The sequence below is a fragment of the Peptacetobacter sp. genome, from assembly GCF_029264495.1.
Classification (GTDB): domain Bacteria; phylum Bacillota; class Clostridia; order Peptostreptococcales; family Peptostreptococcaceae; genus Peptacetobacter.
In genome coordinates this window covers 20,897-33,635 of the sequence record NZ_JARIBH010000035.1, presented here as the reverse complement: position 1 = coordinate 33,635, position 12,739 = coordinate 20,897, and the positions used below count along the sequence as shown (strand labels likewise).

At 27.7% G+C, this 12,739-nt stretch carries 12 protein-coding genes; 1 reads left to right on the top strand and 11 read right to left on the bottom strand.

Annotated elements, in window-relative coordinates; all coding sequences use genetic code 11:
• On the top strand, positions 1-283 hold a 283-nt coding region (locus tag Q1J78_RS03580), incomplete at its 5' end, for a hypothetical protein (RefSeq protein ID WP_300279009.1).
• Between the two features lie 107 nt (positions 284-390).
• Here the strand turns inward: Q1J78_RS03580 and pepI are convergent.
• The 11 genes from pepI to priA all read right to left on the bottom strand — a co-directional run bounded on the left by pepI (position 391) and on the right by priA (position 12,711).
• The gene (gene pepI / locus Q1J78_RS03575) at positions 391-1,275 is read right to left on the bottom strand and encodes a proline iminopeptidase (RefSeq protein ID WP_300279006.1); all 885 of its coding nucleotides are present in this window, start codon (positions 1,273-1,275) and stop codon (positions 391-393) included.
• A 160-nt stretch (positions 1,276-1,435) separates the two neighbouring features.
• The gene (gene ymfI / locus Q1J78_RS03570) at positions 1,436-2,167 is read right to left on the bottom strand and encodes an elongation factor P 5-aminopentanone reductase (RefSeq protein WP_300279003.1); all 732 of its coding nucleotides are present in this window, start codon (positions 2,165-2,167) and stop codon (positions 1,436-1,438) included.
• Positions 2,168-2,231: 64 nt separating this feature from the next.
• On the bottom strand, positions 2,232-4,049 hold the full coding sequence (gene pknB / locus Q1J78_RS03565) for a Stk1 family PASTA domain-containing Ser/Thr kinase (RefSeq protein WP_300279000.1): 1,818 nt from the start codon (positions 4,047-4,049) through the stop codon (positions 2,232-2,234).
• Positions 4,050-4,067: 18 nt separating this feature from the next.
• Positions 4,068-4,814 (bottom strand): Stp1/IreP family PP2C-type Ser/Thr phosphatase, encoded by a 747-nt coding sequence (locus Q1J78_RS03560; RefSeq protein WP_300278997.1) that lies wholly within the window; start codon positions 4,812-4,814, stop codon positions 4,068-4,070.
• Between the two features lie 19 nt (positions 4,815-4,833).
• Positions 4,834-5,862, bottom strand: coding sequence for a dual-specificity RNA methyltransferase RlmN (rlmN, locus tag Q1J78_RS03555; protein WP_300278994.1), 1,029 nt, complete (start codon positions 5,860-5,862; stop codon positions 4,834-4,836).
• 16 nt (positions 5,863-5,878) lie between these two features.
• Positions 5,879-7,201, bottom strand: coding sequence for a 16S rRNA (cytosine(967)-C(5))-methyltransferase RsmB (gene rsmB, locus Q1J78_RS03550; protein ID WP_300278992.1), 1,323 nt, complete (start codon positions 7,199-7,201; stop codon positions 5,879-5,881).
• A 140-nt stretch (positions 7,202-7,341) separates the two neighbouring features.
• Entirely contained in the window at positions 7,342-8,043 is a 702-nt protein-coding gene (locus tag Q1J78_RS03545; protein ID WP_300278989.1) for a zinc metallopeptidase, read from the bottom strand.
• A 12-nt stretch (positions 8,044-8,055) separates the two neighbouring features.
• The gene (locus Q1J78_RS08705) at positions 8,056-8,790 is read right to left on the bottom strand and encodes a DUF116 domain-containing protein (RefSeq protein ID WP_330683256.1); all 735 of its coding nucleotides are present in this window, start codon (positions 8,788-8,790) and stop codon (positions 8,056-8,058) included.
• A gap of 9 nt (positions 8,791-8,799) precedes the next feature.
• Entirely contained in the window at positions 8,800-9,729 is a 930-nt protein-coding gene (fmt, locus tag Q1J78_RS03535) for a methionyl-tRNA formyltransferase (RefSeq protein ID WP_300278986.1), read from the bottom strand.
• 36 nt (positions 9,730-9,765) lie between these two features.
• Positions 9,766-10,206 (bottom strand): peptide deformylase, encoded by a 441-nt coding sequence (def, locus tag Q1J78_RS03530; protein WP_300278983.1) that lies wholly within the window; start codon positions 10,204-10,206, stop codon positions 9,766-9,768.
• Between the two features lie 39 nt (positions 10,207-10,245).
• Positions 10,246-12,711 (bottom strand): primosomal protein N', encoded by a 2,466-nt coding sequence (gene priA / locus Q1J78_RS03525; protein ID WP_300278980.1) that lies wholly within the window; start codon positions 12,709-12,711, stop codon positions 10,246-10,248.
• Between the last annotated feature and the right edge of the window lie 28 nt (positions 12,712-12,739).

Below are 12,739 nucleotides of genomic sequence, written 5' to 3'. Positions count from 1 at the left end.
TATACTTTATTTATCTGAATTTTTATGTAGGATTGCGTTTAAAGTAGAAAAACATCTTCCAGAATTAATTTCTTTTATAGGTAACAATACTTGGAGCATCATGATTCATCATTTACTGATAAAATGGTTATTTACTCAATTTGCAAATACAGGTATTTTAGGAATTTACAGAGAATTCTTTGATTATTTCATTTCTCCTATAGCTTGTCTTATATTGCCTTTAATATTTGCTTATTTGTACAACCATTTAGAATTCAAAAATAAAAGATTTGAATTTAAATAATAAACTTGAACTTATTATGAGATTTTATTTTTTAGATTGCAATAAATTAAAAAGGACTCTATCAAATTTATTAATAGAGTCCTTTTATATTTATTAAGTATTTTTTATTAGTCGTTTTTATTTAACCAATCTATTAGAAGATTTATATATTTTTCATTATCTTCAACAAAACACATGTGGCGACAATCTCTAAATAATTCCCATTGAGAATTAGGTATTCTATCATACATATATTTTGCTATATATGGAGTACATAAATCATTTCCTCCTGATATAACTAATGCTGGTTCTTTTATATCTTTTAATTGTTCTGTAACATCATAAGTTTTTAATGTTCCAAGAGGAGTAAATTCATTTGGTCCCCAACCTACTACATAGGCTTCAGCACCTTTTTTAACTGGTCTTGTTAAGCATTCTGGATCATTTTCTCCATATTTTCCAGCTGCATGACGAAGCATATATTCTGCTTCTGCTGCTTGGTATTCTGGTGAAGAATAATCATTATTTTTAGTTGCATAATCTATTGCTTCTTGCATTTCTTCTGGAAGGAATGATATTAATCTTTTCCGTTCTAATCCCCACATCCATGATGCTGGAAGTGTACTAGATAATATTATACTTTTTATACCTTCTGGTTTATAGTTACATATATATTCAAGAGTCTGCATTCCACCCCAAGATTGACCTAGTAAATGAATTTCATCAAGTCCTAAATGTTTTCTTAATTCCATTAACTCTTCTATCCAAACTTCTTTATTCCATAAGTCAGGTCTATTTTCTACAAATGATTCTCCACAACCTAATTGATCATACATTATTATCTGTCTATCATCAAGTTCAGCCATCTTATCAAGAACTTCAAAATAATTATGTGTTGACCCTGGTCCACCATGAAGTAACACTAGTGGAGCTTTTTTAGGATTTGCTTCTCCTACTATACGATAATATGTTTTGTACTCTTTAAAAGGCATATATCCTTCTACTATTTTCATTGTATTCACTCCTTACAATTATATAAAATATTTCTTTTTTTAACTATATTTTATATTTTTTTAATCATTTGACTATATTATAACAATACTATAATATTTTTACAAGTGATTTAATTAAAGTGTTTTTTATTATTAGTATTATAATAAATTTAAAATAACTTTAAATTACCATTCCTCCATTTACACCTATTATTTGACCTGTTATAAATCCACCTTTTTCAGCTAAGAAGTATACTGTTTCGGCTATATCTTCTACCTTGCCTAATTTCATAAGAGGTGTTTCTTCTTTTAATTCATTTAATGTTTCTTCTCCATAGTATGAACACATATCTGTCATTATTACACCTGGTGATACTGCATTTACTCTTATATTAGACGGACCAACTTCTTTTGCTAAAGCTTTTGTCATTCCTATTATAGCAGCTTTTGATGTTGAGTAGTGTACTTCACAAGATGCACCTGTTTCTCCCCACATAGATGTTATATTTATAATACAACCATTTTTTTCCCATATCATATGCTGTAATGCTTTTCTTGAACAATTAAATACACTTTTTACATTTACAGACATCATTTTATCCCACTCTTCATCTGTTATATCTGTGAACAATTTATCTTGACTTATTCCAGCATTATTTACTAAAACATCAATATTACCAAATTCTTTTAAACAAAAATCTATCATTTTATTTGCTTCTTCACTTTTCGATACATCTGCTTTGAATATTTTTATACTACATCCTTTTTCTAAAAGTTCTTTTTCTAATTCTTTAGCTTCTTTTTCTGAATTATTATAATTAGCTAAGACATTATAGTCATTTATTGCAAATTCTCTTGCTATTTCCTTTCCTATTCCTCTAGATGCACCTGTTACTACTACTGTTTTTTTCATATTTTTCTCCTTTAATAAAAAAAGTATCCTCTTTAAAAGAGGATACTTTTAATTTTCATATTTTTTATTCTGTAGCTCCTCCACTAGATTCGCCACCTCCTGATGATCCTCCACCAGAATTATCGCTTCCACCTCCTGATGATTCTCCACCAGAGTTATCGCTTCCACCTCCTGATGATCCTCCACCAGAGTTATTGCTTCCGCCTCCTGATGATCCTCCACCAGTATTATCATTACCTGTATTTCCATTATTATTGTTATTATTTGTATTATTATTATCTTCATTTGGTAATGTCGGTTTATTCTCTTTATCTTCTCCCTTACTTACAACTAAAGAGATTTTTCCACCAGAATTACTTTGAGCTAATACAGTTCCTTCTTTATATGCAGAACTGTACTCATATGTTATTTTACCTACAGCAAATCCTTTTGCTTGTATCATTCCTTGAGCTTGACTAAGTGTCATACCTACTACATTAGGTTCTTCTTTATTGTTATTTCCTTTACTTACAACTACTGTAATAGTATCTCCTTCTTTTAATTCTGTACCTGCATCTGGATCTTGTGAAATTATTTCATTTTCAGCTGCTGAATAACTATATTCATAACTAACTATTTTTAAATTTAATCCCATATCTTCTACAGTTGTTTCTGCTTGTGTTACTTGCATTCCTTCAACATTTGGCGCTATTATAGCATCTTTACTTCCAAAAATACTTGAACCAAATAGTTTAAAGAATACTCCTACTTGAGCTAAAAGTATTAGTGATAATATCACTGCTGCTATCTTTAATTTTTTTCTAGTTTTTGGTGTTTCTTCTTGAATCACTTTTTTCTTTTTCTTTTTTCTTCTTTTTTTAGGAATATAATCTTCTTCGTCTTCCTCATCATAATAATCATCGTCATCATATTCCTCATCATCATAGTATCCAGCATCATCTCCATCTATATCTGCTATAGCAGCTGGTACTATTTTAGGTTTTGCTACAGAATTTAAATTTCTTTCGTCTATATGTCTTGTTGCAAAATCATCATATTCTTTTATAAAATCTAAATCTATATTTTTTTCTATATACTCTATGTCTTCTATTACTTCTTCTGCGGTTTGATATCTATCTGCAGTATTTTTCTCTGTAAGTTTTTTTATTATAGTTCTAACACTTTGAGGTATTCTTATTTTTTCCTCTTCTGTAAATTCTATATCATCATTTATATGCTGAAGTGCAATTGAAACTGGCGTATCTCCTCTAAATGGAACTTTTCCAGTAAGCATTTCATATAAAACAATACCCAATGAATATAAATCTGCATTATTTGTAACAAATTTTCCTTTGGCTTGTTCTGGAGAAAAATAATGTACTGACCCTATTACTCCACCGATATTTGTCATTGTTGAATTTGATACTGCTTTTGCAATACCAAAATCTGCAACTTTTGCTATATTTCTACCTTCATTTGATATAAGTATATTATGTGGTTTTATATCTCTATGTATAATCCCTCTTTTATGTGCACAGCTTAATGCCATTGCTATTTGTTTACTTATATCAAGAGCCGTATACTCATCAAGAGTTCCTTCTTCTTGTATTATTTCTTTTAAATTTTTTCCATTTACATATTCCATTACAATGTAATGAACTTTGCCATCTTCACCTACATCATAAACATTTACTATATTTGGATGTGAAAGACTTGCAACTGCTTCAGCTTCTCTCTTAAATTTCTTTAAAAATTCTTGATCATCTACAAATTCAGGTCTTAAAACTTTAACAGCTACTACTCTGTTTAAAAGCTTATCTTTTGCTTCATAAACATAAGCCATTCCGCCTTCACCAATTTTTTTCTCTATCTTATATCTATTTCCTAAAATTGTATCTCCCACGTTATATCACCGTCCCAACTAAACTCTAACTAGTATTACAGAAACATTATCATTTCCAGCATCATTAGCTGTATTAATTAATTCATTGCTTATATCTTCAAAATCTTCATTATCTTTTATTATTTTTTCTATTTCTTCATCAGCAACACAACCTGTAAGTCCATCTGTTGCTAAAAGTATTATACCACTTTTTTCAATATTTTGTTTAAATATATCTACTATAACAAAAGGATCTGGTCCTATAGCTCTAGTTATAATACTTCTATTAGGGTGTGTCATAGCTTCTTTTTCTGTAATTGCTTTTTTTTCGATTAATTCTTCAACGTATGAATGGTCTTTAGTTATTCTTTTAAGTCCATTGTCATTATCAAAGGTATATCCTCTACTATCACCTACATTGGCTATATACAAATGATTTTTATATAATATAGCAGTTGTAAGAGTTGTCCCCATTCCCAAAAAAGAATTATCTTCTGAAGCTTTTTCATATATTAAGCTATTCACATTATTATACGCTTGTTTAAGTATATCGTCTATATATTCTATCTTAATTTTATTTGTTTGAAGCAAATTTTCTTTGAGAAAGAGTATTATATTTTCGGCCGCCATTTTACTAGCTACCTCTCCTTTTTTATAACCTCCCATGCCGTCAGCTATTGCAAATAGACCTATTTCTTCATTTTCTAAGTCTATTATTTCACATTTACAATAATCTTCATTGTTTTCTCTAACTAACCCTACATCAGAGGCAAAATAAAACTCCATAAAATCCCTCCCTTTTAGATTATTTATGTTTTCTTCTTAATTGCCCACAAGCTCCACTTATGTCAGAACCCATAGATATCCTAACTGTAGCTGGAATATTTCTTTCTTCAAGATAATCTCTAAATTTATATATAAATGCCTTATCTGGTTTTTTAAAATCTCTTTCATCAACCTCATTTATAGGTATAAGATTTACATGACAAAGCATTCCTTTTAATAATTTTGATAATGCCTCTGCTTCTTTTTTACTGTCATTTACTCCTTTTATTAAGGAATATTCAAATGTAACTCTTCTATTAGTCTTTTTAATATAGTATCTACATGCCTCTAATATTTCCTTTATACTATACTTATTTGCAACCGGCATTATTTCAGCCCTCTTATCATCATATGGTGAATGAAGAGATATCGCCAAATTAATGGGAATTTCCATATCTGCTAATTCATAAATTTTAGGAACTATTCCACATGTAGAAAGAGTTATGTGTCTATATCCTATATTTAGTCCATTTTCATCATTTACAATTTTTAAGAATTGTTTTGTATTTTCGTAATTATCAAGTGGCTCTCCACTTCCCATCAATACTAAGTTTGATACTCTTTTTCCAGTATCTTCTTGTATTTTCATTATTTGATCCAAAATTTCCCAAGGTTCAAGATTTCTAACTAATCCGTCCATTGTAGATGCACAGAACCTACATCCCATTCTACATCCTACTTGGTTGGATACACAAACAGTTACTCTGCTGTCATAATCCATCATAACAGTTTCTATTATATTTCCATCATTTAATAAAAATAAATATTTTTTTGTTTTTCCATCTTTTGATTCTAATTTTAATTCTATATCTATATTCCCAATATATGAAACTTCTTCTAATTTTGCTCTAAGAGATTTAGGAATATTATTCATATCATCAAAACTCTTTGCACCTTTATAAATCCATGAATAAACTTGAGTTGCTCTAAAAGCTTTTTCTCCAATTTCTTTCATAAATTCTTTCATTTCAGCTTCTGTAAAATTTTTCAAAGCTTTTTTTTCTATCATAATACTACCTCTTTTGCTATTTTACTCTCTTCATTTTTGCAATAAAGAATCCATCTATTCCATGTATGTGTGGATATATTTTTAAATATCCTCTTTCTTGCTCATCTGGGTCTACATTTACTCCTTCTATAGGAACTAATTTATAATTTGAATTTTTTTCTAAAAATTCATTTACTATATCTATGTTTTCACAATCTTGAACAGTACATGTTGAATAAACTAAAGTTCCACCTATTTTAACATACTTAGATGCATTTTCAAGTATTTTAGCTTGAATTTCAGGTAAATCTTTTAATTCTTCTTTACTTTTATATTTTATTTCTGGCTTTCTTTTTATTATACCAAATCCAGAACATGGTACATCTGCTAATACGCAGTCAAATTTTTCTATACTTTCCTTATCCAATTTAGTTGCATCAAATTCTTCAGCCTCTATATTATTTATTCCAAGTCTCTTTGATGCTGCTTTTATTACTTTTATTTTATGTTCGAATACATCTCTTGATACAACTTTTCCAGTATTTTTCATAAGTTCTGCCATATGTGTACTTTTACCACCTGGAGCACTACATACATCTAAAACCATATCATTTTCTTTTGGATTCATTACTTTTGCAACCAACATAGAACTTATATCTTGTATAGTAAAATACCCCTCTTTATAAAGTCTAGAGTTTTCTATTCCCTTAAATTTTTCAACCATTATTCCTTCAGGTAACATAGCTTTATTGGCTTTTATACCCTCTTTTTCAAACTCTTTTAAAAGAGTTTCTCTATCTATTTTTAAAGTATTCGTTCTTAAATACAAATTAGGTCTTTCATTTCCTGCTTCTAAAAGTTCTTCTGTAAATTCCATTCCAAATTTATCGACCCAATCTTCTATAATCCATTGCTGATAAGAATATTTTACAGCCAATCTTCTTATTGGATCTTCTATATCTATATATTTTATAGTTCTTTCTTGTCTAATTTCATTTCTTAAAATAGCATTTACAAATCCTCTAGATTTTTTATCATACTTATTAGCTAACTTTACTGTTTCATTTACAGCTGCATAATTTTCTATATTATCTAAAAATAGTATTTGATATGTTCCCATTCTTAGTATAATTTTTACATAACTAGACATTTTTTTTACTTTTATTTTAGAAAGTTTATTTATTATAAAGTCTAGATATTTTTTATTTTCTATAACTCCATATACAATTTCTGTCGCTAGTCCTTTGTCTTTATCATTTATTTCATTATTTTTAAAAATTTTATTTATTGCCATATTAGAATAGTTTTTATCTATTTCTATATCACAAAGAATTTTAAATGCTGCTTCTCTTGCATTCATAAAATAACCTCTCTTAATTTTTATTTAATTTCTCGCACAATAATCTAATTTAATTATACACTAAAAAATAAAAAAAGAGAGAAATTTTATAAAAGTATCTCTCTTTTTAAATTATTTTTTATTTTGTATTTCTAAATTTATTAATCATCTCTATTTGATGCTATCAATAATAGTCTTAATAACTGTAATATAGCTGTCATCGCAGCTGCAACATATGTCATTGCTGCTGCTGAAAGTACTTTTCTACTATCTCTTGCTTCTGCATTATCTACTATTCCTAAATCCTCTAATTGAACTAATGCCCTTTTTGATGCATTAAATTCAACTGGTAATGTTATAAGTTGGAATACTACAGTAGCTGAAAACATTAGTATTCCTAATTGTAATAGAGTACTGCTTCTTGTAAATAATAATCCTACAAATATAAGTATCCATGATAAACTAGAAGCAAAGTTTACAATTGGAACAATTGCTCCCCTTATTGATAGAGGTGCATATCCATAAGCATGTTGTAGTGCATGGCCACATTCATGTGCAGCAACTGATACTGATGTTACAGATGTTCCATAATATACTTCTTCTGATAATCTAAGAACTTTATTTCTTGGGTCATAATGATCTGTTAAAGTTCCTCTTATCGGCTCTATTCTTACATCTCTTATACCATTTGCTGCCAGTATTCTTGCCGCTGTTTCTTGCCCATTATATCCACTTGCAGATTTTATTCTAAAAAATCTATTCGTTGTTGAAGATACTTTAAACTGAGCATACATTGTAAATAATATAGCTGGTATTATTATAATCATTGTCGGATCATAAAATCCAAAGCCATAATATGGCATAAAATCACCTTCCTATTCCCCTTTGAAAAAATCTATTGCCTCTTTTACTTTTTCTACACTTACTCTTGTGTCAAAACAAGGTCCGTTAGGTCTTTCATTATATACACCTAAGACTGGAATTCCTTTAACATCTATTATACCTTCTGTTAAATCTCTTTCACAAGCTACAGCTATTACAGCTTTTGGCCTTGTTTCTATTATAACTTTTCTAGCTAGTGTTCCCCCTGTAGCTATAAATACATGAACATTTTCTTTTTCTCCCAATTTAGCTAAATCTGAGATATTACAAAGTCCACATCTAGCACAATTGTCTATTGTAGATGTTACTCTAAATTTACAATTATGAAATTGTAAACAATGAGGAAGCAATATTAATATTTTTTCTCCAGTTAAATTATATTTATTTGCTTTTACATAGCTATTATTTAATTTTATAAATATCCTTCTAATACTACTTTTTGACATTTTTAATAATTCTGATATAGAAACAACTATAGGATAAATTGTTTTAGCTATCATAAAATTAAATTTCATTAAATTTTTATTAACTTTCTTATCACATATTATAAATCTAGTTATAGTTGCTGAAAATAATAATATTGATGCTATTATAATAAATATTAATATATTTATTGTTATTATTATTCTAGGCATACCAACTATAAGGATATCAACTAATGTTGTAAAAAATAGTAAAATTAAAAATAAAATAGCTATACTTATAGAATATTTTTTTATATCTGACATAATATCCACCTATGAAAGAACTACTCCTTCTTCGATACTATTTCCTTTTATATATTCAGATACAGGCATTCTTTTTTTATTAGGCATTTGTATTTCTTTTATTAAAATAACCCCATCATTTGTACTTACTCTTATACCTAATTTATCAGTTGATATTATAGTTCCTGGTTTTTTGTCACTTTTTTCATCTAATACTTCTGTTTTCCAAATTTTCATTTTACCTTCATTATACATTGCATATGCACTTGGCCAAGGATTTACACCTCTAACTAAGTTATGAATGTCTTTAGATGATTTATTAAAATCTATATGTCCTAACTCTTTGTCCATTATAGGTGCATAAGTAAATTCCTCGTGATTTTGTGCTATTCTTGGTGCTTTACCTTCTTCTATTAAATCCATAGTTTCTTTTAGAAGTTTAGCCCCTTCTATCATCATTTTATCATGAAGTTCACCTGCTGTTATTTTATCATCTAATTTAAATTCTTTTGTAAGGATCATATCTCCAGTATCTAATCCTTCATCCATGTACATAGTAGTAACTCCTGTTTTTTCTTCACCATTAATTATTACCCAGTTTATAGGCGCTGCTCCTCTATATTTTGGTAATAATGACACATGTACATTTATACATCCATATTTAGGTATTTCTATTAATTCTTTTGGAAGTATTTGTCCAAAAGCTACAACAACAATTATATCCGGATTTATTTTTTCTATAGTTTTTATAAATTCTTTATCTCTTGCTTTTAGAGGCTGATATACTTCAATATTATGTTCTACAGCTAACTCTTTTACTGGTGGCATAGCCATTTTTTTGCCTCTACCTTTAGGTTTATCTGGCTGTGTAACTACAGCTAATACCTCATGTTTTTCATCTATAATTTTTTGCAAACATGGAACTGCTATATCTGGAGTTCCCATAAATACAACTTTCATTATATTACCTCCATATAAATATTTTATTTTTTATAATTATTTTTCTACTCTATCCACAAATAGTATTCCATTTAAATGATCTATCTCATGACAGAAAGCTCTAGCAAGTAATTCTTCTCCCGCTATTTCAAATTCATTTCCATGTCTATCTTGAGCTTTTACTTTTACAAAATATGGTCTTGTTACTTCTTCATTTATATTATCTACACTTAAACATCCTTCTATATCAGTCTGCTCTCCTGCTGTTTCTATTATTTCTGGATTTATTAATTCTATAATTCCTTCTCCAACATCTATAACTACCGCTCTTTTTAACATTCCTACCTGTGGAGCTGCTAATCCTACACCATCTGCTTCATACATAGTGTCAGCCATATCATCTAATAGCTGTGCTAATTTCTCATCAAATTTATTAACTGGTTTACATATTTTTCTTAATACTGGTTCTCCCATTTTTGTAACTCTTCTTAAAGCCATTTTTATTCCTCCTAATATTACCTCTAATTAAATTTTATTCTAAAGTACACTGTTTGGATTTACAGAAATTGATATGTTTATATTTTTATCAAAAACAACATCTCTTTTTGTTATACATACATATTTTATTATACCCTTTAAAAGATTAATTTCAACAAAATCATCTTTAAATAAAAGTTGCCATCTATAATTTTTATTTATTTTTGATATTGTACATGGATTTGGACCTAGTATAAAACTTAAATCATCATATCCTCGTCCTTTAAATAAGTATTTTAAAGAATTATACATAGAATAAATATTTTTCTTTACTTTTTCTTCATTATCTCCACTTATCACCACACTTATAATATTTCTAAATGGTGGGTATTCAAACGATTCTCTAATTTTTATCTCATTTTCATAAAACTTTTCAAAATTATACTCCATAGCATTTTTTATAGCATAATTATCTATATTGTAAGATTGTAACAATACTTCTCCTTCTTTTTCTGCTCTTCCCGCTCTTCCTGCTACTTGTGTAATCAATTGAAATGTAGTTTCAAAACTTTTGAAATCAGGAAAATTAAGCATCATATCGGCTGACATTATTCCTACTAATGTTACATCTGGAAAATCAAGTCCTTTTGATATCATCTGTGTACCTATTAATACATCTGCTTCTTTATTTTTAAATTTTCCTAAAATCTCTTCTGTTTCACCTTTTCTAGCTGTAGTATCTTTGTCCATTCTTAAAACTTTTATATCTGGAATTAATTTTTTTAACTCCTCTTCAATTCTTTGTGTCCCTGTCCCAAATGGTTTTAAATATTTACTTTTACATTCTGGACATTCTTTTGGAACTTTTTTTTCAAATCCACAATAATGACACCTAGCAGTATTTTCTCTTTTATGATATGTAAGTGATATATCACAATGCTCACACTTCATAACATACCCACAATTTCTACATGATATAAAGTTAGCATATCCTCTTCTATTTAAGAATAATATAGTTTGATTTTTTTTATAAGTATTTTCTTTTATTTTTTCTATTAATTCTCTACTAAATACACTTTTATTTCCTTCATTTAATTCTTGTTTCATATCAATTGCTTTTATCTTTGGTAATGGTTTTGAATTTGCTCTTTTATCTATTTTTAAAAGTTTATAGTCTCCTGTTTTTGCTCTATAATATTCTTCTATTGATGGCGTTGCAGAACCCATAACTAGTGTTATATTATTTTTAAAAGACATATATCTAGCTACTTCAATAGCATTAAACTTTGGATTCATTTCAGATTTATATGAAGATTCATGGAATTCATCTATTATAACTACTCCCAAACTTCTAAACGGTGCAAATAGTGCAGATCTCGCTCCTATAAGAATTCTTATTTCTCCCTTTCTTACAGCTCTAAATACATCATGTTTTTCTCCCTCTGAAAGTTGACTATGAAAAACTCCTACTATTTCTCCGAATCTATTTTTTATTCTAGATACTGTTTGTGGTGTCAAAGAAATTTCTGGAACTAATATTATACTATCAAGACCTTGAGATAATGCAAAATCTACAATATCCATATAAACTTCTGTTTTACCACTACCTGTTATTCCATGTAGTATATATGGTTTTTTATTATCAGAAAACATTTCACCTTTTATTATTTCAGAAACTTCCTTTTGTTGTTCATTTAATTCAATTTTCTTTGCTTTTTCTTTATAAGTTAATTTTGGTTTTCTAAAAAAATCCTCTTCTTTAAAAGTAATTATTCCTTTTTTTTCAAGAGAATTTATACTTTGTTTAGAAATTTTTAATATCTCTATAATATCATTTATCTCTACTTCTTCATTTAATTTTAGAAAATCTATTATTTTTCTCTGATTTACTCCTATTTTTATCTTATTTTCAGATATATATTCATCTATATTTTCTATATAGCTAGATAAACTGACAATTATAATTTTTTTTTCGTTTTTAGTACTTGTATATTCCCATTTTATATCTATTATCTTTTTATTTTTCATTTTATATAATAGATTATTTATATTTTTAATATATTTTAATTTATCTACCTTTATTTTTCCTTTATTTTCTGATATATTCCTTATAATTTTTTTTTCATCTTCAGATAAATTATTATACTCTTCTAAGTATCCTTCCTTTAATGAAATCACCTTATAATTTTTAACTTTTAGTCCTTTTGGATATATCATATTTATACAATCCATATATGTACATAAATACCTATTTTTCATCCAATGAACCATAGATAGTTGCTCTGGTGTAAATAAAGGTTCTTCATCTAAAATATCTTCTATCTCTTTTATTTTTATATTACTTTGTTTTTCATAATTGTTTTTTATTTTAAACACAAATGCTTCTATAGGTTTATTACTTTTTCCAAAAGGAACTAATACTCTATGTCCTATTCTAATTATTTCTTCTAAAAAATCGGGTATTTTATAAGTAAATAGATTATCAGTATAAACAGTGTTGCTTCTTACTATAACTTCTGCATACATTTATCCACCCCCTTATAAATAATAATAT

Bases quoted from the DNA above. Each gene is read 5' to 3' on its own strand.
- ymfI (WP_300279003.1), bottom strand. From the start codon at position 2,167: ATGAAAAAAACAGTAGTAGTAACAGGTGCATCTAGAGGAATAGGAAAG.
- fmt (WP_300278986.1), bottom strand. From the start codon at position 9,729: ATGAAAGTTGTATTTATGGGAACTCCAGATATAGCAGTTCCATGTTTG.
- Q1J78_RS03560 (WP_300278997.1), bottom strand. From the start codon at position 4,814: ATGGAGTTTTATTTTGCCTCTGATGTAGGGTTAGTTAGAGAAAACAAT.
- Q1J78_RS03545 (WP_300278989.1), bottom strand. From the start codon at position 8,043: ATGCCATATTATGGCTTTGGATTTTATGATCCGACAATGATTATAATA.
- pepI (WP_300279006.1), bottom strand. From the start codon at position 1,275: ATGAAAATAGTAGAAGGATATATGCCTTTTAAAGAGTACAAAACATAT.
- def (WP_300278983.1), bottom strand. From the start codon at position 10,206: ATGGCTTTAAGAAGAGTTACAAAAATGGGAGAACCAGTATTAAGAAAA.
- priA (WP_300278980.1), bottom strand. From the start codon at position 12,711: ATGTATGCAGAAGTTATAGTAAGAAGCAACACTGTTTATACTGATAAT.
- rsmB (WP_300278992.1), bottom strand. From the start codon at position 7,201: ATGAATGCAAGAGAAGCAGCATTTAAAATTCTTTGTGATATAGAAATA.
- rlmN (WP_300278994.1), bottom strand. From the start codon at position 5,862: ATGATAGAAAAAAAAGCTTTGAAAAATTTTACAGAAGCTGAAATGAAA.
- Q1J78_RS08705 (WP_330683256.1), bottom strand. From the start codon at position 8,790: ATGTCAGATATAAAAAAATATTCTATAAGTATAGCTATTTTATTTTTA.